Source organism: Neobacillus sp. NRS-1170 (assembly GCF_050468025.1).
Map to the genome: position 1 here is coordinate 138,742 of NZ_JBITPF010000032.1, position 22,857 is coordinate 161,598.

The 22,857-nt window shown below is 40.8% G+C and carries 24 protein-coding genes; 2 read left to right on the forward strand and 22 right to left on the reverse strand.

Annotated features, from left to right (window positions below):
• Nucleotides 1-4: 4 nt before the first annotated feature.
• From ACIFOT_RS15400 to ACIFOT_RS15505, 22 genes are all read right to left on the reverse strand, one after another.
• A complete protein-coding gene (locus ACIFOT_RS15400) occupies nt 5-949 on the reverse strand; it encodes an MBL fold metallo-hydrolase (protein WP_430065994.1) in 945 nt (314 codons plus the stop codon).
• Between the two features lie 251 nt (nt 950-1,200).
• Nucleotides 1,201-2,412 carry an ABC transporter substrate-binding protein gene (locus ACIFOT_RS15405; protein ID WP_430065996.1) on the reverse strand — a complete coding sequence of 404 codons (1,212 nt, stop codon included), beginning with the start codon at nt 2,410-2,412 and terminating at the stop codon, nt 1,201-1,203.
• Between the two features lie 88 nt (nt 2,413-2,500).
• Nucleotides 2,501-3,208 (reverse strand): ABC transporter ATP-binding protein, encoded by a 708-nt coding sequence (locus ACIFOT_RS15410; RefSeq protein WP_430065997.1) that lies wholly within the window; start codon nt 3,206-3,208, stop codon nt 2,501-2,503.
• A complete protein-coding gene (locus tag ACIFOT_RS15415) occupies nt 3,201-3,965 on the reverse strand; it encodes an ABC transporter ATP-binding protein (protein ID WP_430066053.1) in 765 nt (254 codons plus the stop codon). The genes ACIFOT_RS15410 and ACIFOT_RS15415 overlap by 8 nt, the downstream gene beginning before the upstream one ends.
• Nucleotides 3,966-3,970: 5 nt before the next feature.
• The gene (locus tag ACIFOT_RS15420; RefSeq protein WP_430065999.1) at nt 3,971-5,020 is read right to left on the reverse strand and encodes a branched-chain amino acid ABC transporter permease; all 1,050 of its coding nucleotides are present in this window, start codon (nt 5,018-5,020) and stop codon (nt 3,971-3,973) included.
• On the reverse strand, nt 5,020-5,883 hold the full coding sequence (locus ACIFOT_RS15425; RefSeq protein WP_430066001.1) for a branched-chain amino acid ABC transporter permease: 864 nt from the start codon (nt 5,881-5,883) through the stop codon (nt 5,020-5,022). The genes ACIFOT_RS15420 and ACIFOT_RS15425 overlap by 1 nt, the downstream gene beginning before the upstream one ends.
• A 93-nt stretch (nt 5,884-5,976) precedes the next feature.
• A complete protein-coding gene (locus tag ACIFOT_RS15430; RefSeq protein ID WP_430066003.1) occupies nt 5,977-7,653 on the reverse strand; it encodes a long-chain fatty acid--CoA ligase in 1,677 nt (558 codons plus the stop codon).
• A 27-nt stretch (nt 7,654-7,680) separates the two neighbouring features.
• Entirely contained in the window at nt 7,681-8,268 is a 588-nt protein-coding gene (locus ACIFOT_RS15435) for a TetR/AcrR family transcriptional regulator (RefSeq protein ID WP_430066005.1), read from the reverse strand.
• A gap of 93 nt (nt 8,269-8,361) precedes the next feature.
• Nucleotides 8,362-9,531, reverse strand: coding sequence for a thiolase family protein (locus ACIFOT_RS15440; protein WP_430066007.1), 1,170 nt, complete (start codon nt 9,529-9,531; stop codon nt 8,362-8,364).
• A 39-nt stretch (nt 9,532-9,570) separates the two neighbouring features.
• Nucleotides 9,571-10,344: an SDR family oxidoreductase gene (locus tag ACIFOT_RS15445; protein ID WP_430066009.1), complete on the reverse strand. Its 774-nt coding sequence runs from the start codon at nt 10,342-10,344 to the stop codon at nt 9,571-9,573.
• Nucleotides 10,345-10,366: 22 nt separating this feature from the next.
• Nucleotides 10,367-11,572 (reverse strand): acyl-CoA dehydrogenase, encoded by a 1,206-nt coding sequence (locus ACIFOT_RS15450; protein WP_430066055.1) that lies wholly within the window; start codon nt 11,570-11,572, stop codon nt 10,367-10,369.
• A gap of 207 nt (nt 11,573-11,779) precedes the next feature.
• Nucleotides 11,780-12,184 carry a PaaI family thioesterase gene (locus ACIFOT_RS15455; RefSeq protein ID WP_430066011.1) on the reverse strand — a complete coding sequence of 135 codons (405 nt, stop codon included), beginning with the start codon at nt 12,182-12,184 and terminating at the stop codon, nt 11,780-11,782.
• Between the two features lie 19 nt (nt 12,185-12,203).
• Nucleotides 12,204-12,587 (reverse strand): PaaI family thioesterase, encoded by a 384-nt coding sequence (locus tag ACIFOT_RS15460; RefSeq protein WP_430066013.1) that lies wholly within the window; start codon nt 12,585-12,587, stop codon nt 12,204-12,206.
• 14 nt (nt 12,588-12,601) lie between these two features.
• On the reverse strand, nt 12,602-13,783 hold the full coding sequence (locus tag ACIFOT_RS15465; protein WP_430066015.1) for a thiolase family protein: 1,182 nt from the start codon (nt 13,781-13,783) through the stop codon (nt 12,602-12,604).
• Between the two features lie 26 nt (nt 13,784-13,809).
• Nucleotides 13,810-14,958 carry an acyl-CoA dehydrogenase family protein gene (locus ACIFOT_RS15470; protein WP_430066016.1) on the reverse strand — a complete coding sequence of 383 codons (1,149 nt, stop codon included), beginning with the start codon at nt 14,956-14,958 and terminating at the stop codon, nt 13,810-13,812.
• 32 nt (nt 14,959-14,990) lie between these two features.
• Nucleotides 14,991-16,598, reverse strand: coding sequence for a long-chain-fatty-acid--CoA ligase (locus tag ACIFOT_RS15475; protein WP_430066018.1), 1,608 nt, complete (start codon nt 16,596-16,598; stop codon nt 14,991-14,993).
• 29 nt (nt 16,599-16,627) lie between these two features.
• Nucleotides 16,628-17,539: a ketopantoate reductase family protein gene (locus ACIFOT_RS15480; RefSeq protein WP_430066020.1), complete on the reverse strand. Its 912-nt coding sequence runs from the start codon at nt 17,537-17,539 to the stop codon at nt 16,628-16,630.
• Nucleotides 17,540-18,006: 467 nt separating this feature from the next.
• A complete protein-coding gene (locus ACIFOT_RS15485; protein ID WP_430066022.1) occupies nt 18,007-18,774 on the reverse strand; it encodes a class II aldolase/adducin family protein in 768 nt (255 codons plus the stop codon).
• Nucleotides 18,775-18,870: 96 nt separating this feature from the next.
• Nucleotides 18,871-19,272 (reverse strand): MaoC/PaaZ C-terminal domain-containing protein, encoded by a 402-nt coding sequence (locus ACIFOT_RS15490; RefSeq protein WP_430066024.1) that lies wholly within the window; start codon nt 19,270-19,272, stop codon nt 18,871-18,873.
• Nucleotides 19,269-19,718 (reverse strand): MaoC family dehydratase N-terminal domain-containing protein, encoded by a 450-nt coding sequence (locus ACIFOT_RS15495; RefSeq protein ID WP_430066026.1) that lies wholly within the window; start codon nt 19,716-19,718, stop codon nt 19,269-19,271. Before ACIFOT_RS15495 ends, ACIFOT_RS15490 begins: the two co-directional genes overlap by 4 nt.
• A gap of 20 nt (nt 19,719-19,738) precedes the next feature.
• Nucleotides 19,739-20,503 (reverse strand): beta-ketoacyl-ACP reductase, encoded by a 765-nt coding sequence (locus tag ACIFOT_RS15500; protein WP_430066028.1) that lies wholly within the window; start codon nt 20,501-20,503, stop codon nt 19,739-19,741.
• 54 nt (nt 20,504-20,557) lie between these two features.
• Nucleotides 20,558-21,736: an acyl-CoA dehydrogenase family protein gene (locus tag ACIFOT_RS15505; RefSeq protein WP_430066029.1), complete on the reverse strand. Its 1,179-nt coding sequence runs from the start codon at nt 21,734-21,736 to the stop codon at nt 20,558-20,560.
• A gap of 254 nt (nt 21,737-21,990) precedes the next feature.
• Between ACIFOT_RS15505 and ACIFOT_RS15510 the strand changes: the two genes are divergently transcribed.
• Both ACIFOT_RS15510 and ACIFOT_RS15515 read left to right on the forward strand, forming a co-directional pair.
• Complete coding sequence (locus ACIFOT_RS15510) at nt 21,991-22,143, forward strand: YpzG family protein (protein WP_223587800.1); 153 nt, start codon at nt 21,991-21,993, stop codon at nt 22,141-22,143.
• Nucleotides 22,144-22,279: 136 nt separating this feature from the next.
• A complete protein-coding gene (locus ACIFOT_RS15515) occupies nt 22,280-22,780 on the forward strand; it encodes an N-acetyltransferase family protein (protein ID WP_430066031.1) in 501 nt (166 codons plus the stop codon).
• Nucleotides 22,781-22,857: the final 77 nt, after the last annotated feature.

A 22,857-nucleotide genomic window follows, 5' to 3' on the forward strand; every position in this document is an offset into this window, starting at 1 on the left:
CATCTTATATGGCGTGGCAGACGGCAATCGAACCCTTTTGTTCATAGCGCACAAGTTGTCTTTCCTCAAGCAAATCTAAATGACCTTGAATTTGTGATAATCCTAAAAACACGGTTCTGCCCTTTAAACGTGGATACATTTCAGAACAGATCTCAAATATTGTTTTTTCACCGCTGCGAAGAATTTGTACTATCTGGTCACAACGCTTCTCCTGTTCTAGCAATCTTGTTTTAATTACCGATAAATGTTCAGAAAATGCCTCTCCGTGACCTGGATAAATCATCGTGAGTGGCAGCCCGCTTACTTTTTCGAGAGAGTGACGGTACTGAAGGAGCGGCTTTGGCCTCACATTCTCCCCCGGATTTGGCGGTTCGATAAAGGCGTTTACTGAAAAAGCCTTTAAAAGATGGTCACCGGCAAGTGCATCCCCGGTTTCAGGATTCCAGAGTAAAATGTCACATTGGCTATGACCGGGAACATGTAATATTTCAAACCTTTGTCCACCCAAATGAATTTCATCCCCTTCATTTAGGAAGGAAACATTTCGCCACTTTTCCTCTCTGAAGCGACGTTGAATGATGTGCTCGAAGGGATCTGCCCCACAGCTTTCTAAAAAATAATTAAAAAACTGCTGGACTCTCTCAAACTCGTTTATACCAGCATTAATCGAACCCTTCGCCTGCTCATGGACAAAAATGGGTATTTCTATTTCTTCTTGTATAAGTGGTATAGCTCCTGCGTGGTCTATATGAATATGGGTAAGCACAATTTGATCAATATCTTTTAAAGTAACTCCATAATTATGTAATTTTGATTTAAGCTTCTGAAAAGATTCTTTGCCGGGATTTCCTGTATCGATTAACGTAACGGTTTCTCCAATCGCCAAAAAGGCATTCACTGTACCTTCAGCAAAGTGGGTTTCTAATTCAAGGGGGACGATTTTAACCATCCATTGTCCCTCCTTTCTAAAAATATTATTCAACCATCACAATTAGCAGGAGGTTTGACCCATCTGCTATCAAAACTATATTACTTGCAATCAAATAATATGATTAACTTCTTACAAAATATGAAAATTAATTATTTTTTTCAAAAAATAATAAATCCCCCTTGTGTACAATCACGGATGAAGCATTATCGTAATTTCTACAAGGGGGAAAAGCTTTTTTAAATTGGCTATTACTCTTTTATTTTTTGAAATTATTTCACTTTAATTGGAACGATTTTACCGTTTTCAACAGCAGCAACTACTAACTCTGATTCGAAACCGCCATCCTCGCCAATTTTAGGAATATTGTAAACCTTTGCTTTATCTGGCATGTTATCAAGACCCTTTTGCATATTGGCACGGATTTTTTCAACATCGTCAACGGAACCCGCAGCCTTCATAGCTTCAACGAATGCATACATACCAATGTAATTTAAGCCTGCTTCAGAGCCTGGATCTTCATTATATTTAGCTTTATAATTCTTAACATATTCAGGGACAGCAGCCTCATCAGAATCAACTAATGGCATTACACCAATTGCTCCGTTAAGAGCATCATATCCGCCAGTAATCTTTTTCATTTCATCTAATTTAGCCTGGTCCATAACGATGAAACCACCCTTAAATCCAAGCTCTCTTGCTTGTTTTGCCACTTTTGCTGTTGGTTCAGATGCACCACCGATAAATAATACATCCGGCTTTTCTTTAAGAGCATTTGTAACGATCGTAAAGAAATCAGTTTCTTTTGCAAAGTCAATGGAAGAATTGTAAACCACTTTTCCACCTTGTTTTTCCCAATATGGTTTAAGCTTTGCAGACCAGTCCTTGCCATATTGAGATGCAGTTGGAAGGAAAGCAATTTTCTTTCCGAACTTATCCATTGCATAATCAGTAAATGGCTTTAGATAGCCATCATAACGAGGAGGAATTCGGACAGTTAGTTTGTTGCCAACATCAGAAACTTTCGGTTCACTTGTGTAAGCTCCAATAATGAATTTATCTTGTTGGTTGAATACTTGTAATGCGAATACGCCGCCGCTGTGCGGAGTAAAAATAATTGGAGTTTTATTTTCCTGCATCAGCCTTTTTGCATTGGCTCCTGCCTCATTTGGTAAGTATTTATCGTCTAAGGAAACGATATTTAATTTGTACTTTTTACCGCCAACTTCAAATCCGCCAGCGCTGTTAATTTCCTCAGCTGCCATCGAAATACCGTTTAGGGTACGCTTACCGTAAAATGCTGCAGGTCCGCTTAGTGGGCCCGTATAACCGATGTTAACTGTTCCAACGTCTCCTGACTTGCTTCCGCCGCCATTTGATGCTGGCTTGCTTGACGTTTTATCGCTTGTACTATTACATGCAGCCAAACTGAAAATCATTACGAAGATAAAACACATCATTAATAAAGACTTCATTCTTTTCATTAGTTTTCCCCCTAGTAATTTTTCTAATCTTCAGATATTGCTAGTGATGAATATTCCCTTCATCACCCCCTTAAAGGCAATGTTAGAATTAGGCACCAATATAAGCTTTTCGTACCTCATCATTAGCGAACAATTCGGCCGATGTGCCTTGAAGAACAATGGAGCCATTTTCAAAAACATAGCCTTTGTCAGCAATTTTTAATGCAGCGTTGGCATTTTGTTCAGCTAACAGGATTGTAGTTCCTTCTTTATTAATTTTCTGAATGACTTCAAACATTTGCTCAACGATTAATGGAGCAAGGCCAATGGATGGTTCATCCAGGAGCATTAACTTTGGTTTTGACATCAATGCTCGTCCGATAGCAACCATTTGCTGCTGTCCGCCGCTCAGAGAACCCGCCGCGTCATGGCGCTTATCCTTTAAAATTGGGAATAATTCATATACATATTCAAGTGATTGCTTGATTTGCGCTTTGTTCCGACGATGTACATAGGCACCCATATTAAGATTCTCTTCAACAGACATCGCAGGGAACAGTTTACGTCCTTCAGGGCATTGGCCAATTCCTAATTGGACAATTTGATCAGCTGACTTCCTATTGATTTTTTCCCCTTCAAAGAGAACTTCGCCGACTGCCGGCTTGCTTAATCCGCTTATAGTCCTGAATGTTGTACTCTTTCCAGCCCCGTTTGCGCCTAGTAGGACAACGATTTCCCCAGCATTTACTTCAATATTAATGTCATGGACGGCTGTAAAGCTTCCATATTTGACAGAGACATTATTAAGTTTAAGCAATGGCGCTCCCTCCCAAATAAGCTTTAATAACCGTTTCGTTATTACGGATTTCTTCTGGCCTGCCCTCGGCAATTTTTTCACCATAGTTCAAGACCATAATTTTGTCAGCTATTCTCATAATCATTTGCATTTTGTGCTCGATTAAGCAAACCGTAATCCCTTTTGACACCATCTTTTGCATTAATTCCGCTAAGCCCTCAGTTTCATCAGGGTTTACACCAGCAGCTGGTTCATCAAGAAAAACAATTTCCGGATCGGTCGCTAGCGCTAGCGCAAATGCCGTCCGCTTCTTTTCTTCTTGAGTTAAGCTGCCAACAATGTTACCAGCGATGTTTTTCAAACCAACGAATTCTAACACTTCCATTGCCTTGTCACGGCATTGTGCCTCTTCCCTCTTTAGACGAGGTGTTCTTAATATGGCATCAACTAACGTTGATTTCGTTCTTAATCGATGTCCGACGATTACATTATCTAAAACAGTCGATTGTTCAAAAAGATTAGTTGTTTGAAAGGTACGCGCGACTCCAAGTTCCGCTATTTTATTGGAGGGCAACTTAGTAATATCTACTCCTTTAAAAATAACCTGCCCTGAAGTCGGCTGATGGAATCCGCTGATCAAGTTAAAAAATGTAGATTTCCCAGCACCATTAGGTCCGATAATCGCATTAATTTTTCCTTGTTCAATCGTGAAGTCGACATTATTGACGGCTGTATTACCACCGAACCTCTTCGTCAGATTTTTTGTTTCTAAAAAGATCACGCCTATCCCTCCTTCACTTGTTTATCTGAGATTGTATTTTTTTCAATAACCATTTCTTTGGCAGTTCGAGCTTTAGGGGCTATTGTTGATTTCTGACTGCCTTTCGATCTGATCATTTGGAAAAGACTAGAAACCCCTCCAACGATACCACGAGGGTAAAAAATAACCAATAAAGTTAAAACTGGTCCAAAAATGAGCATCCGTTGATCCTGTAAATCTTGCAAAAATTGGGATAGCCAAACTATAAGGAGAGTACCAACAATAGGACCGCTTAATGTTCCAATCCCTCCTACTAGTAAATAAGTTAATAAGTCAAATGTGATATTAATAGCACCAATATCAGGTCCAATAAAGCGTACAAATGAAGCATACAAAGCACCAGAGAGACCAGCAAAGAACGTAGAAAGAACAAATACGGTTAATTTGTTTTTCATCGTTGAAATTCCGATGGTTTGCGCAAGATCCTCACTATTACGAATCGCAATATAGGTTCTTCCTGATAAAGAGTGAATAATTCGATACATAACTAGAACGACCAGAAGTAAGAACACTAAAACAAGATAATAATTTGATAGTTCGTTATCAAATTTGATTGGACCAATATTGGCTGGGGCCGGAATCCCAATTAATCCGCGGACGCCTTCTGTCAGGCTTTCCCATTTATCAATCACCAGATAAAGAATATAACCTAAGCACAATGTATAAATGGCGAAGAAATGCTCTTTTGTCCGTAAGGCAATTACGCCGACGATAAGACCTAAGACACTTGTAATAACAAGGGCTAACAAAAAGGCCAGCCAAAAATTCATTTGTGCTTTAACTGTTAAAATTCCAAGTGAATACGCACCGATTGCAAAGAATCCGGCATGTGCCAAGGAAAGGTATCCCGTATAACCAGCTAGTAAATTGAGACCATAAACCCCAATCATCCAGATGAAGGACAAGGTCATGACGTGAATAATATACGTATTATTTTGAGTCATAAAAGGAAAGAAAACGGCAAGTAAAATTAATACAGGAAAAACAATTTTTCGATTTAAGATCGTTGACATTAATGGCCCCCCTTTGAAAACAGTCCTGTCGGTTTAACTGTTAAGATAATTACGAGGAGGATAAAGGCAATGATGTCCTTATAGTCATTTGAAATATAGGTTGCACCTAAACTTTCACTAAATCCTAAAATATAGCCTCCTACAATCGCGCCTGGGATACTTCCCATTCCGCCAAGGATAATGATTACAAATGCTTTTAAAATGACGAGTTGTCCCATTCCTGGGAATACTAGATTAATAGGTGCCGATAATGACGAAGCAATCGCAGCAAGAGCCCCTGAAATCATAAAAGTTAACATGGCAACCTTATTCGTATTTACCCCAACTAAGTTTGCCCCTTCACGATTTTGCGACATGGCAATAATCGTTGCACCAGTATAGGTCTTTTTAAGGAATAGATATAACAACACCATAACGACAATTGCAGCGATAACAATTAACAGCCTTTGCATAGTAATCGTTAAACCAAAGATTTGTACAACACTTTCATATGGGGTTGGCATTGACTGGTAATCAGCACCCCAAAATTTTTGAGCGAATGCCTCCAAGAATAAGAGAATACCAATGGCAGCAATCTTATCATGGATTGGCGGTGCCTCTCTAAGCGGGTGAAAAACTAACCGTTCCATTAAAACTCCGATTAGACCAACTACAATTATTGAGACGAATATTGCAATCCAGTAATGAAGTCCAAATTTGGTCATCATGGTTAATGTTACGTACCCGCCCATCATGTATAATGCTCCGTGAGCGAAATTTGGAATGTGCAGAATACCATAAACTAACGTTAATCCTAACGCTACCAGAGCATATACGCTTCCAATGGTCAGACCATTAAATAACTGCTGTATTAAAATCTCCATTGCTCTCCTCCTTTTTTGTTAAAACACTGCTTGTCCACAAAATATTCCATCCGGTGAGCCCTCCATTTGAAGCTCACCGTTTGATATTCACTCTTATTGAACTGTATTTTCCGCTTTTGCTTTTTCCTCATCTTGCAGCGTACGCCATAAAATCTTTCCGCTGGATGTCATAGGGAACTGCTTTCTGAATTCAATATATCTTGGGTATTTATAAGCAGCCATATTTTCTTTTGACCACTCGATGATTTCTTCCTCATTCACTTTCCCTTCATAGCCTTCATTTAAAATGACAAATGCTTTGACGGTTTCTCCTCTTCTTGGATCAGGTACGCCTACTACACAGGCTTGCTGGATTGCTGGGTGTTTATAAAGATAAGATTCCACTTCTGTCGGCCAAACCTTAAATCCAGATGCATTGATCATCCGTTTCACACGATCGACAATGAAGAAATAACCTTCTTCATCATACCGGCCAATATCACCTGTTCTGAAAAACTTCTTCCCGTTTAAATCAATAAATGAACTTCTATTTTCATCATCACGGTTATAGTAACCTACCATTACCTGAGGACCATTGACGATGATTTCTCCAACTTCACCGACACCTAGTTCTTTTCCCGTTGCAGGATCGATGATTTTAGCATCCACATCAAAGGATGGAATCCCAAGGCATTGCATTTTAGGACGTTCTGCCGGATTGAAATGGGTTTGGGCAATCGTTTCGGAAAGCCCATATCCTTCCACAAATCGTAATCCCGATAGTTTATATAATTTTTCACCAACTGCTTCTGGCAGTGCAGCGCCCCCTCCAGAAATAGAGGTTAATGTTGAAATATCCTCCGCTGTTAATTTAGGATTCGCTAAGAAATCGACAATCATTGTCGCAATTGTAACCCAATGGGTACATCCTAAATTTTTAATTAAGTCGACAGCAGTATCCCGGTCCCATCTGGTCATGACCACAATGGTGCTGCCGCTGTATATTGGCATATGCATGCTATGCACCATTCCTGTAACATGGAAAAGAGGAAGCGTCATGAGGTGAAGCGCATTTGGTGTTGACTGTGACCAATGATAACAGCCAACCGTGTTCGCCTGTACTGTCTTGTTCGTATGCATACATCCCTTTGGCAGCCCGGTTGTACCGGATGTATAAGGAAGAACGGCCAGGTCATCACCCTTCGATGTATGATCAGATGGAGTCAAATTTGCCTGAATGGCATCACACCAATGATAATGGTTGGCTTCAGTGAAGGTTGCTCTTGGCAGTTCAACCTCAGTCGGCAATACTCCTTGGAAATCTTCCCCTTTATAATCGGAATAAGCAGCAATTAACAAATTCTCAAGGGAAGTTCTGCCTAAAAGCGGCTGGACACGATCGTATAGTTCTTGTCCAAGTATTGCCGTTTTAATTCCACAATCCCGGATATAAAATTCCAATTCATTGGCAACTAGCATCGGATTGATCGGCACAACCACGGCATTCGCCCTTATTATTGCATAATAGCCAATGATGAATTGCGGCGAATTTTGCATGAACAGCAAAACCTTGTCACCAGAACGGACTCCTAACTTGTGCTCTAAATACCCTGCCAAGGCATTGACTTCAGCATCTAGGTCCTGATATGTAAGTTTGTTTCCGTAATAATAAATGGCATCTTGATCTGGATAACGACGTGCACTTACTTGAAGGTTGTCATAAAGTGAAGTTGAAGGTACCTTCAACGATTTTGCAAGTTTTGGCCAATATTTGTGATGAAGAGTTAACATGATGCAGCTCTCCTTTTCATTAGAATGTTAAATGGAGTTTGACACTTTCTCCGGATTTGAGATTCCGTTAAGGACCATATCTAGAAAAATCTCAACCACTTTTTCAACTGGGACTTCGCCGTGAGGATTGAACCAATAATAGCTCCAATTCGTCATTCCAAGAATTCCTAACGTTAGGATATCGGCTCGGAACTCCTTCTTTATTACGCCTTGATTAATTCCTTCTTCGACCAATTTCTGCGTATTTCTTCGGAATGCAGCTCGTTTTTCTTTTATCTCTTGAACATGTTTTTCATTTAAATGCCTATGTTCCCTTGTAAAAATCCGGGCACTAGGGCCTTTAGATTGGATGTTGTTTATGAGCATAAAGACAATCTCATAAAGTTTTTTCGTAAAATCATAGGAAGTGTTTTTTAAAATGACTTCCTGCTGATTTACGATCTCCTCAATATACGATAAGTGAATATCCTTCAATAATTCTTCTTTACTGCTAAAGTAATAGTAAAAGGTTCCCTTCGTAACACCCATTTCTTGCACAATATCCTGCACAGAAGTGGATTTAAAACCATTTTGGTGAAATAGATGGATCCCAGTTTCCATTATTTTTCGCTTCATAGGATGTTTCCTTTCGACTATTAATCTAGTTGGAGGGAAAGGGAGGCAACAAACTCCCTCCTTTTCCTATTGGTCTTATGCTCAGTTTTGATATTATTCGCGTTCAATGATAGTAGCGATTCCTTGACCGCCGCCAATACAAGCAGTAATCAAGGCGTACCTTCCTTCGGAGCGATGTAATTCGTATACAGCTTTTGTTGCCAGGATGGCACCGGTTGCTCCTAACGGATGTCCATGGGCAATGGCTCCACCGTTAACATTTACTTTTGCGAGGTCCATTTCAAGTTCTCGATTACAAGCTAACACTTGAGCGGCGAATGCTTCATTAATTTCAATAAGATCTATTTGTTCTAGCGAAAGACCTGATTTTTCCAGTACTTTTCTTACTGCCGGAACAGGTCCAATTCCCATGATATTCGGATCCACTCCCGCAACAGCATATTGGCGAATAACAGCTAACGGAGTGAGATTTAATTCTACCGCTTTTTCTCTCGACATGATGACAAGAGCGGATGCGGCATCATTTAATCCTGAACTGCTTCCAGCTGTAACTGTGCCGCCTTTTAAAAACGCGGGGTGCAGTTTGGCCAATCCTTCAATTGTCGTTTGCGGTCTTGGGTGTTCATCAGTATTAAAGATTATTGGCTCTCCCTTTTTAACCGGGATTGTGATCGGTACAATTTGTTCGTCAAAACGTCCCTCTTTCATGGCTGTTGCCATCCGATGTTGACTTTGAAACGAAAATTCATCTTGCTCTTCTCTGGAAATCTGGTATTTTTCTGCCAGATTTTCTGCGGTTATTCCCATTGGCGGATTGCCGGCTTCTTCAGTTGATACCTGTAATTTAATAAAGCTTGGCGGTTCAGCATGATATGGTTTTTCCGGACGGGCCATCAAATATGGGGCACGGCTCATGCTCTCAGTTCCGCCAGCCACAAAGATATCTCCATCACCTGCTTTAATCGCCTGGGCTGCCAGATTAATAGCATTAATGCCAGATCCGCATTGACGGTCAACGGTTACCCCTGGGATATCGATCGATAATCCTGTTTGGATGACTGATAATCTAGCAATATTTCCTCCGCCCGAGAGCACATTGCCAAAAATAACATCGTCAATCATTTCAGGCTTAATTTTCGCTCTTTTTACAGCTTCTTTAATCACTTCAGCACCTAAAACATGAACAGGAACCCCTGCTAGGGCACCACCCTGCCTGCCGATCGCTGTTCGAACGGCTGAAACGATGACAGCATCTCTTTTCAAATATATCGACTCCCTTAATCAAATTTTTCCGATTGTCACTTACATAGCATGAGCGCCGCCGTCTACCACCACGATATCACCAGTAACAAAATTTGATGCTGGTGCGGCTAAAAATAGCGCAACTCCTTTTAAATCAGTTTCAGAGCCAAACTTTCTTAATGGGGTACCTTCAAGGATGGCCTCACCGCCTTCGTCAAGCAGCCCTTTAGACATTTTCGTCGGGAAGAAGCCCGGTGCAATGGCATTAACATAGATACCATGTGGCCCCCATTTAACTGCTAGATCCTTTGTAAAGGTTATGACTGCACCTTTACTAGAGTTATAGCCAATGGCATTCATATATTTTGGATTGCTTCCTTGTAAACCAGCAACGGAAGCAATGTTAATGATTTTTCCAGCTTTTTGCTCGATCATGACCTTTCCCGCTGCCTGGGACATTAAGAAGGTTCCGGTTACGTTAACATTCATAACCTTTTGCCAGGCTTCAAGCGGCATTTCTTCTACTGGCGCTCCCCAGGAAGCTCCACTATTATTGACGAGAATGTCAATTCGTCCGAACCTCTCCACTGTTCGTTCTACGACGTTTTTTACATCTTCAGGATTGGAAACATCACATTTTAAAGCAAAGCTTTCAACCCCCAGCTTTCTAAGCCCTTCAGCTACTTCTTCACAGGCCTCAAGCTTTCTTGAACAAACAACAACATTTGCTCCCGCTTCCGCAAATCCCTCAGCGATCTGCTGGCCAAGACCTCTGCCGCCTCCAGTTACTATTGCTACCTTTCCGGTTAAATCAAACAACTTTTGAACATGCATGGTACTTCCTCCTATAAAACCATTATCGGTATTTTTTCAATTCGTATCTTGCAATCGCTCGCTTGTGAACCTCATCGGGACCATCCGCTAATCTTAGAGTTCGGATACTCGCCCAGCTGGCAGCCAGTGGTGTATCCTCACTGACACCGGCTGCACCAAATGCCTGAATGGCACGATCGATTATCTTTAATGCCATATTTGGAGCCACTACTTTAATCATGGCAATTTCTGCTTTCGCTTCTTTATTCCCTACCGTATCCATCATGTATGCCGCTTTAAGTGTCAGTAATCTAGCCTGCTCAATATCAATTCTTGCCTCGGCAATCCATTCCTGAATGACACCTTGCTCGGAAAGCTTTTTACCAAAAGCTGTCCTTGATTGAACGCGCTTACAAAGCTCTTCAAGTGCACGTTCAGCAGCGCCGATCGTTCTCATGCAGTGATGAATTCTTCCTGGGCCTAGTCGACCTTGTGCAATGGCGAAGCCTTTTCCTTCATCCCAGAGCATATTGGAAGCAGGCACTCGAACATTTTTATATTCTATTTCAGCATGTCCGTGCGGTGCATGGTCATAACCGAAAACTGGCAAGATCCGTTTAATCGTTACTCCCGGAGTGTCTAGTGGTACTAGAATCATAGATTGTTGTTCATGGGTTGGCGCGGATGGATCGTTTTTACCCATGACAATCGCTATTTTACAACGTGGGTCTCCAGCACCTGATGACCACCATTTCGTTCCATTGATGACATATTCATCGCCATCGCGGATAATGCTAGCCTGGATGTTGGTCGCATCAGAGGAAGCTACATCTGGTTCTGTCATCGAGAAACAGGAACGAATCTCGCCGTTTAATAACGGTTTAAGCCATTGTTCTTTATGCTCTTCCTTTCCATATCGAACTAGGACCTCCATATTTCCTGTGTCTGGTGCTGCACAGTTAAATACTTCAGGGGCAATGCTGGATCGGCCCATAATTTCACAAAGCGGAGCGTATTCCAAATTCGTTAATCCGGCACCATATTCACTTTCTGGTAAGAACAAGTTCCATAATCCATGCTGTTTTGCTTTTTCCTTCAACTCTTCCATGATAGGAGGAACCTTGGAAAATGGAGCATTTTTATCAATTTGCTCATGATATACCTTTTCATTTGGATAAATATATTCTTCCATGAAGTCATTAAGCTTTTTTTGTAACTGTTGCACTTTTTCAGAATAAGTGAAATTCATCATTAACACTCCTTTTAACATACTAACTAGTTGGTATGTTGTTAAATTTAATATATCCATAATTTTTAGAATATTCAACACACTGCTTTTCGACAAATTTCTCATTAATATAGTAGAAACATATTTAATTAACGAATTGACGCTGTTTTTCATGAATAAATACAGAAATTCTTATATTAATCTAGTATTTTTTTTTAAAAAAATTTATTACGACTGTCGAAATATCTTATAGACACCTGTTCCTTTTGCGATTAGCTGTTCATTTTCATCGATTATTTCCGATTCAATCGTAGCTAATTTAAAACCCTGCTGAAGTATTTTTGCCCTGGCAAAGAGATCGCCAGTGTTTATGGGAGCAAAATAATGCACATCCAAATTCACTGCTGATATCGATGTTTGATAAATTGTACGCAGATGAATGGATTGAACCATGTCAAGCATAGAGGCATGGACACCGCCATGCAGAGAATTATTCGTGTTTAACAAGTCTTTTTTTACGGCCAGCTTGAGTAAAATTTCATCTTCGTTTCCGCTTACAAGCTCAAACCCAATATGCTTAAAAAATGGGTTCTTTTCAATAATTTTATAAATTTCTTTTTCCACCATCTGCATCTTCCTCCCCCTCCCTTCCTTACTCCTGTTTAATCGGAGTTGCCTTGAAAGTACCAATTCCCTTAGCAATTAGAACCCCGTCTTCAGTGAAGATTGTCCCCTCAGCCGTTACATATCTACCCTCATGCTTCAATATTTTCGTTTCAGCCTGATAGTTATTTTTTGGCGTTGGATCGAAAAATGATAGGTTTAAATTAATTGTAGTAGCAAAGGAATTGGTTTCTATGGAGATGGTGGCACCCATAGAAATATCGAGCATCGTTGAAAAAACACCAGGATGAATCGTACCATCGTCCTGGAGCATATGCGGCTGCACGGGTAAATCTAATTCAAACTTATCAGCGATCGTGCTTTTAAACCCCATATAATCAAAAAATGTGGATGATGTCTTTGGTCTGTTCACTCCCATGTTCCTTTCTACATTACCTCGACCATCAATGCCATTCCCTGGCCTCCGCCGACACATAGAGTAGCTATTCCCTTCTTCTTTTCACGGCGTATTAGTTCGTGAATTAGGGTGGTGATGATTTTTGCTCCTGTAGCCCCAAGTGGATGCCCAAGGGCAATAGCGCCGCCATTAACATTTACCTTATCCATATCTATATTTAATTCACGAATAACCGCAAGGGCTTGCGAGGCGAAAGCTTCGTTCAGCTCAATTAAATCAATATCCTCAAGAGTTAATCCTGTGCGCTCCAAAAGCTTTTTAACCGCAGGTACTGGTCCAATTCCCATGATTTCAGGAGAAACCCCTACAGAGGCCCAATCCACGATTTTGGCAAGCGGCTTTACCCCCAATTTTTCAGCATGACTTGCTGACGTCAGTACTAATGCGGCTGCCCCATCATTTCTGCCACAGGCATTTCCAGCTGTAACAGTGCCATTTTCTTTAAAGGCAGGGCGAAGTTTACTAAGTGCTGCCAAAGACGTTTCCGGTCTTGGATGTTCATCAACTGTAAAGACAAATGAGCTTTTTCTGCTTTTAATCTCAACCGGAACGATTTCATTCTGGAAATGATTATTATTGATGGCAGCAGAAGCCCTTAATTGACTTTGCAGCGCAAAGGCATCCTGGTCCTCTCGGGAAATCGAAAATCGCTCAGCAACATTTTCTGCGGTTATGCCCATGCCAAGATCATTGCCATAGATTTCAGCGGGCTGTTGACCCGCTTCAGTGTTCGAATCAACCAACTTTGTATTATCTCCGCCAAAACGAGAGTTTCTTAGATAAATAGGGGCATTGCTCAAGCTTTCTGTACCGCCCGCAACCACGATTTCTGCCTGCCCGAAGGCAATTTGCTGTGCACCTGAGCAAATTGCCTGCATGCCGGAAGCACATAAGCGGTTAATGGTAAATGCTGGAGCAGTTTCTGGTACCCCTGCCCTTAATGCGGCTACTCTGGCCACATTCGAAGACTCGGTAGACTGTCTTACCTCTCCTAAAATTACTTCATCGACTTGCTCGGCAGAAATGCCAGCCCTTTTAATTGCCTCATCGATAGCAATTGAAGCGAGCTGCCCGGAATTAAGACTTTTTAATGCACCGCCATACCTTCCAACGGGTGTTCGAACTGCACTCAAAATGACAATCTCGTTCACTTTCAAATCCCCCTAGTTTAATAGAATTAGCTGTACTCTTTTTCTAATTGTGCGGCAATGATATTTTTCTGGATTTCAGAGGTGCCCTCATAAATTCTCGTAATCCTGGCATCGCGATAATAGCGTTCTACTGGATAATCGGCAATATAGCCCAGTCCCCCATGGATTTGCACAGCTTTATCTGCCACGCGGTTATATACCTCTGAGCCATAAAGCTTCAGCATGGCAGCTTCCTTGATCACTTTCATCCCTTGATCAACCATCCAAGCAACACGGTAGGTAAAGGAACGGAGTGCTTCAATTTCAACCGCCATCTCTGCCAGCATATGGCTGACTGCCTGATTTTTAATAATGGGCTTGCCAAATTGGATCCGTTCTTTGGCATATCTTGTTGACATATCTAATAGTTTTTGACAGGATCCTAGATTTCGTGAAGCTAATCCAGCACGGCCATTTGCTAATATCTTTAACGCATTCACATAACCTTGTCCTTCAGCTCCCAGTACATTTTCAACTGGAACCTCACAATCTTCAAAAATTAATTCTGCAGAGTGCGATCCTCTTAAGCCCATCTTTTTTTCGATGGCTCCGACCTGAAACCCCGGAAAATCCTTTTCGACAATAAAAGAGGTAATCCCCTTGGCACCTTGATCAGGATCTGTAACGGCCATCACTGTAAAAACACTTGCCTCTGTGGCATTTGTAATGTAATGCTTCAAACCGTTTAAAATGTATTTATCTCCGCGTCTTACCGCTGTTGTTTTTAAATTAGCTGCATTTGATCCGGCAGCCGGCTCTGTTAAAGCAAATGCTCCTAGTTTTTCGCCGCTTGCCATATCAGGAAGATATTTTTCCTTTTGCAGCTCATTTCCCATTTCAACAATGCCCACAGTCCCAATTCCTGTATGTGCTCCAATCAGGGTGGTATACCCATTATGCGTTTGCCCGATCTCCTCATATAAAGCACATTTACCTACCATGCCAATCCCAAGGCCGCCGTACTCTTCAGGTATACTTAAACCAAACAGACCCATTTCCTTTGAAAGATTAATGATTCGTTCAGGAATATGGTTTTCTTCTTCAATTTGCATCGCAACAGCTTCAACCTCGGTTTGAATAAAATCTCTAATATTCTTTTTCATAAACAGAATGTCTTCGTCTAATTCAAAGTTCATGAATTTCACTCCTAGTTGATCTAATGTAATCTTTAAACTGTTTTCTTTGCTTCTTCTAACAGGACCCGCTTTAATACCTTTCCAACCGTATTCCGCGGTAATGCTTCGATGACTTCGAATTGTTTAGGCACTTTGTATCGGGTTAAGAGCTGATAGCAATGCTCCCGCAAATCCCCTACATTGATTTCACAGCCCTGCTTTTGCACGATAAAGGCCTTCACTAATTCTCCCGCTTGGCTGTCAGGTATCCCAACTACTGCCGCTTCGAGGACATCAGGGTGTTCGTACAGCACTCCTTCAACCTCCTGCGGATAAACATTAAACCCGCCAACAATAATCATTTCTTTTTTCCGGCCGACAATATAAAAATATCCGTCCTCATCCATCGTGGCTAAGTCACCTGTATAAAGCCATCCATCCCGCAAGGCCTGGTTCGTTTCTTCAGGTTTATTCCAGTATCCTAACATCACCTGCGGCCCTTTTATCAATAATTCTCCTACCGTTTTTTCCGGAAGATCTTCCCCAGAATCATTAACAATTCGGCAATCTGTTTTCGGCAGCGGAATTCCAATGCTTCCAACCTTCATTAACCCATCCGGTGGATTTCTGTGAGTAGATGGCGATGTTTCTGATAACCCATAGCCTTCACCTATCGATGCACCTGTTAACTCTTCAAACTTCTTTAAAATTTCGATTGGCAATGGAGCTGAACCACTGGTACAGGTTTTAAAGCTCGTTAAATCATAATTTTCAATATTTGGATAATTCACAAAGGCATTGTACATTTTTGGGACACCTGGGAAGAACGTCGGCCTGTAAGTTTGAATGAGATATAGTACTTTTTCCATTTCAAATTTATTTACCAATACATTTGCTGCGCCAATGTATATGGATAGGTTCATTCCACTGGTCATCCCATACACATGATAGAGGGGAGTGGCAGTTAAGATTGTTTCTTCGCCAAAAAACATTCTGGCTCCGTAAAGCGCTTTACTTTGAAGGACATTGGCTGTCAAATTAAAATGAGTAAGCATCGCGCCCTTCTTTTTACCGGTCGTTCCACCTGTATATTGAATAACGGCAATGTCATTTTGGGCATCAATAGCACAGGATTCATTCATTGGCGGAAAGCTGTTAATTAACTGGAGAATACTGTAAAAATCTTTACTTTCTTCGGAAATTTCCGTGACAAAAATTGCGTTAAAGCTATAAGATTCTTTGAGTTGTGATACTTTTTCAACTCCAGACGGTTCAATAACCAAATAAGTTATTTCAGCATCATGAAAAATTTCAAGAAGTTCTCTTGGCGTGTAGTGCGGATTAATCTGAACCACGATCATTCCCAGCTTCAATGCTGCGTAATAGGAAATAACATAAAAAGGATGGTTAGATACCATTAAACCAAGTCTATCCCCTTTTTTAGCACCTAAGTCTTGCCATGCGGCGGCAAGCCGGTCGACCTGATCCTTCAACTGCAAGTAGTTCAAGGATTCATCTTCAAATATGAGCGCAGTATTATCACCATATTTCCTTGTCGTATCCTCTAAAAATGAATACAAACTAACTTCTGGGATTTGAAAGGAAAGATTAGTCGTCTCGGGGTAATAATCCATCCAGGGACGATCGTACTCTGTATCCAAACCATTCACCTCTCTAAATGGATTTGATTTTATACTATTTTTGTCTGGTAGTTTAATAGATGATAGATTGTTTCAAGGACAGGTGTTGCTACCTTTAGTTCCTTGCCTTTTTTTACGATATAGCCTGCGATGGATTCCAGCTCAAGTGTTTTTCCTTTAAGCTTATCCTGCAGCATCGAGGTATGGTGATTTCTTGCCAGGTTCCCTTGTGCAAAAATGGTTTCGTAAAAATTTTCATCGATAGCAAAACCTAATGCTCTAGCAACTGCAATTCCTTCTTTACATATTTTTTCGGCAGTAGAATACAAGCCTTCATTTTCATAGACAGCCCCCACTTTTGACTCAATTAAGGCTGTTATTGGATTGAAGGTGACATTCCAAAGTAATTTTTTCCATTTGATTTCCAAAACATTACTAGTAGTAAATGTATCAATGTTTGCCGCATTAAATTGCGCTGCAATTTCGTTAACCTCTTCAGATAAGCTATTATCCAAGGCGCCTATCAAAAGCCTAGGCGGAACGCCAATTTGTTTCACAGCACCCGTCTCGGTCACAATCGCCTGAATGTAGGTAGCGCAGGATAAAATCCGCTTTTCCCCAAAAATGTCAGCCAGAATTTCTTCATTATCTACCCCGTTTTGAAACGTCATAATTAGGGAGGATTCTTTTAAAAACGGAAGGAACTTTGTTGCAACCTCCATTGTACTTGTTGATTTCACACAAAATAACAACAGGTCAATGTCTGAAAATGACTCATATTGCTCGGTAAAGACTCCGTCTACAGTAAATCTCTCTACTTCACTTTCAATGGCTAGCCCTTTTTCTTGCATTCTTTCAAGTGAGGTTCCACGCGCTAATAATATAACTTCATGACCTGCCTTTTGCAAAAGCCCGCCAAAATATCCGCCAACGGCACCGGTGCCTGCTACCCCTATCTTCATTTGCGATCCTCCAAAGAAAAATATGTATGCATTTGAAAAATTCAGTTAAATTTTATTATTGATCATGGGTATTAGGATCCACTCTTAATTACCCTTGAAGCAATTTTCCTTGATCACGGGCATTTGGAGACCCCCTTATTTACCCTTGAAGCAATTTTTTCATGATCACGGGCATTTGGAGCCCCTCTTATTTACCGTTGAGGCAATTTTTCCATGATCACGGGCATTTGGAGCCCCTCTTATTTACCGTTGAGGCAATTTTTCCATGATCACAGGCATTTGGAGCCCCTTTTAATTACCCTTGAAGCAATTTTTTCATGATCACGGGCATTTGGAGCCCCTCTTATTTACCCTTGAAGGAATTTTTCCATAATCATGGGTATTAGGAGCCCCTCTTATTTACCGGTGAGTCAATTTTTCTTGATCACGGGCATTAATAACTCCGCTAAATAACCTGCGACAATCGATTAATCCAATAAATCCGGCTGTTCTTTCACAATCCGGTTCCATAATGGCTGGAATTGGAACCAGCCTGCTTCATGGGTTCCCACTGTTTCATAGGTTCCAGCCGCATTTTCATCATCAATGACGATGGGTGATCCTACCGACTCTGCAAGTATTTGCGCCTGGCATGACCGTTCCATTGTAATAAACCACCATGCCGCTTCATCCACAGATTTTCCAACTGTCAAAAGTCCATGATTTCTTAAAATACATGCCTTTCGATTTCCTAAAGCTTTTCCAATCCTCCGGCCTTCTTCAATATCCAAAACGACACCGGTAAAATCATCGAATAAAGAATGATCATTATAAAATGCACAGGCGTCCTGGGTTATCGGATCAAGGAGTCGTCCAAGAGAAGACCATGATTTCCCGTAAACCGAATGGGCATGGGCAGCAGCAATGACGTCAGGACGTGCGGCATGAACCTGAGAATGGATGGCAAAAGCTGCACGATTTACAGGATAATTTCCTTCCACGACAACTCCATCATGATTACAAAGAATCAAATCGGAGGCTTTGATCTGACTAAAATGCATCCCGAATGGATTCACCCAGAAGTGATCCTTTCGCTCAGGATCGCGTGCCGTAATATGTCCGGCGACCCCTTCATCAAAGCCAAATTTAGAAAATAAACGGAACGAGGCCGCTAATTTTTGTTTTAAATGTTGTCTTTCCTCTTCTACTGAAGAGAATACAGGAGGCTTATAGCTCAAAGTCATTTTCGCGGACATGTTATCACCCTTTAATAATTGATAGAAATAAACCCAGCATTATGAAAAATTCAATAAATGCCGGGTTTTTTTAAATTTTCAATTCTGTCTATCGTGTTAGTATTGGTGATACACTACCTCACCCTTTAATACATCTTTGCCTTCCCCGTTAACCGCTTGAACAGTAAAGCGCAGTTTATTTTCTTCTTTTTCCTTCAATACCGCTTTAAGTGTAATGACATCATTCAAAAATACCATGCCTTTAAAACGGATTGAATAATCCTCGATGAAACCTTCCTCATAGTACTCAGTAAACAACTTTGCGAGATTACCCATCGTCCACATCCCATGAGCAATAATGCCTGGTAATCCTGCCTTTTTCGCTTCATCATCAATCGTATGGATCGGATTAAAATCCCCGGATGCTCCCGAATATTTAATGAGGTCCATTCTTGAAACAGGCTCTAATTGAATCTCTTTTAACGATTCGCCAATTTGTAATTCAGTAAGTGTACTCATCGGGTCAACACCTTCCTAACAGCTTCAGAAATGACAACCGTTGAGGTTGAGCTAAAAATGGTATTCCCTGCCGCATCATCGCCATAGTTTTCGAGTACGAGGAAGCCCATTTCACCAAAGTTACCTTTTTTCTCAAAGTAGTTCTTTACTTTTGAATAACAGTAAACTTCTTCCCCCACTAATAATGGACGGACATAATGAAAGGTTTGTTCTCCGTGAATCAAGCCTTTATTTGGAAGGTTTAATCCTTCAATCACACCATAATCAAAAACCCTTGGGAATGTCGGTGGTGCAATATTCTTACGATACCTGGACTGCTCGCCAACTTCTTCATCAAAATAAATCGGATGAAGGTCACCGATGGACTCGGCAAATTTCTTAACGGCTCCTCTTTCAACAACATTTTTCACCTTGTTTGATTGCTTGCCTATTTGATCTTTAAACAATTCATCCTCACCTCACCTAATTAACATTTTGGTCCGCCGGCTACATAGATGACTTGCCCATTTACAAATGAAGACTTTTCATCTGCAAAGAAAGCAACAGCATTAGCAATATCCTCTGGCTTACCGCTTCTTCCCACAGGAATATTCGATACGCTTGCTTGGATTAATTGCTCAAAAGGAATGCCAATTCTTGCAGCCGTTTCTTTTGTCATATCGGTTTCAATGAAACCAGGTGCAACAGAGTTGGCAGTAATTCCATATCTTCCAAGCTCAATCGCCAGTGTTTTTGTGAAACCTTGGAGACCTGCTTTTGCAGCAGCGTAATTGGCCTGACCGCGATTTCCAAGTGCTGACGTAGAAGAAATATTAATAATACGGCCGTATTTTTGCTCAACCATATATTTTTGGGCAGCACGGGCCGCATTAAAGGATCCTTTTAGATGAACATCCATAACAGTCTGCCAATCGGAATCTGTCATTTTGAATAACAGATTATCGCGAATAACACCAGCATTATTGACTAGAATATCAATCGAACCGAAAGTATCATGAACCTCTTTTGCAGCAGCTTCTACTTGCTCAGCATCGACAACGTTTGCCACCTTCGAATACACTTCATAGCCTTTTTCCCTTAATTCATTGGCTGTCTCACTTAAAGCCTCTTCGTTTAAATCAATAATCGCAACCTTTGCCCCTTCGCTTGCAAAAAGCTCGACAATGCCTTTCCCGATTCCACGGCTTCCCCCTGTAACAAAAGCTACTCTTCCTGCGAATCTTCCTGCCATTTTTCTTCCTCCCAAAATAAGAATTTCTATTAAGACAACGCTTACAAAAAGGATTTAAACGTGTTGACCAACTTTTGCATGACCTTTAATCAAGTTACGGGCAATAATCATACGCTGGATTTCATCAGTACCATCGTAAATTCTCCAAAGTCTTGCTTCACGGTACCAGCGTTCAATTGGCAATTCCCTTGTATAACCCATGCCGCCATGAATTTGCAGAACTCGGTCTACTACTCTGTTCCCCATATTTGCTCCATATAATTTAGCCATCGAAGCAAGATGGCGATTATCTTCGCCTTGGTCAAGGGTAAAGGCAGCATTTAGAACAAGCCAGCGGGCTGCTTCAATTTCAACGGCAGAATCAGCGATTTGCCACTGGATTGCCTGGCGCTCAGCGATCGGCTTGCCAAACGTAATACGTTCTTTAGAATAATCAATGGCCATTTGCAATAAGCGTTCAGCAGCTCCTACAGCTCTTGCTCCGACAATCCATCTTGCAAATCCAATCCATTCCAATCCAAGATTGTAGCCTTTATGCAATTCACCAAGAATATTTTCCTCAGGAACGCGTACATTATCAAAGACCAAGCCAGCTGGACCCCATTCTCCCATAGTATGTATATACTCAGATTTCCAGCCCATATCACGGTCAACAATAAAACAGGTTACACCTTCGCGTCCACGTGTCGCTTGATGTTTTTCTTTATCCGTAATGGCAATGGCCATAACGAAATCAGCTTCGTTGCCGCCTGTAATAAAGGTCTTTTCACCATTGAGAACCCATTCGCTTCCATCTTTAACTGCAGTCATTTTAATGTTTTGCGTATCAGAGCCTGCGCCTGGTTCTGTCATGGCAAAGCATGACTTCTTTTCACCATTGATTGTCGGGATGAGATATTTTTTCTTCTGTTCTTCATTTGCATAGTAAAGAATATTATCAGCAGAACCGCCAAATGAAAACGGAACAAAGGTCTTAGAAACTTCCATTAACACAATTGCCATCATCATCTGGCCTAAATCTGCACCGCCATATTGTTCAGGTGTGTTAATTCCCCAAAAGCCTGCCTCTTTCGCCTTCAATTGCAAATCTTTTAATTTCCCTGGAGGCAGACTTGGTTTGCCTTCCCGCTCATTTCTGAGGACATCGTTTTCTAGTGGGATCAGTTCTTTTTCTACAAATCTTCTAATTGTTTTTTGCACCATTTTCTGTTCATCTGTCAGACGCAAATGCATAGTAATCACTCCATCCTTATTCTTGCAATCTAGTTTTTTACCCTTAAAAATAATATGCAATAATCCATCGAAACATACCTACCGGTTGGTATGTATTTTAATTTTATTTCGAAATTTCAGAAAATACAAGTTTTAATTTATATGAAATTGAAATTTTTTCTTATTATTGACTATTTTTATGTATTTTTACACATGATATATATGATATTCCTTAGTGAATATCCGTTTCAAATCCTAGGATGAGGTGATATTTGATGAGCTACAAAGATCATTTAGATTCACGCTCAGAGCGAATTTGCCACAACAACACGAGACCGAAGTTTGCCAGATCACAGGTAAACGGAGAGACTCAATTGACGCAAAGTGCGATCATCTTAAGGAGCAATGCCAAAGCTCACCGTTGGTAAGAGCTTGGCAATGGAAACGAAATTGGTCTTTTCTCAATTAAAAAAATTGGGAAAAGGCCTTTCTTTTTATTGATATTCTTTGCTTTGAACGATAACATAAATGCTAGTTAAAAAACATACAGGAGTGACAATAGTAATGTTTGAAAAGTTTAAAATTAGAGATGCAGAAATAAGCGACCTGCCAATTATTGTGGACATTTACAACTCAACAATTTCCAGCAAAATGGTAACAGCAGATACCGAACAAGTAAGTGTAGAAAGCCGTATGAAATGGTTTAACGATCATTCTCCTGCTTTTCGTCCTCTATGGGTTGTTGAAAGTAATGGCAATATATGCGCCTGGGTAAGCTTTCAATCGTTTTACGGCAGACCCGCCTATAATGCCACGGCTGAAATTAGTATATACATTCATCAAGACTTTAGAGGAAAAAAACTTGGTAAATATTTAATCCAACAAGCTTTGGATGCCTGTCCAAAACTGAAGATCAAAACCTTGCTCGGATTTATTTTTGCCCATAACGAACCGAGCGTTAAACTATTTAACAGCTTTGGTTTTGAAAAATGGGCCCACCTTCCTAATGTAGCCGAACTAGATGGGGTGGAAAGAGATTTATTAATCCTAGGTAGAAGAATATAAAAGAAGATAATTCGCATGAGTGTACATAAAGACATAACTGAACATGTCAATAAACAGATTTCCATAATTGAAATATT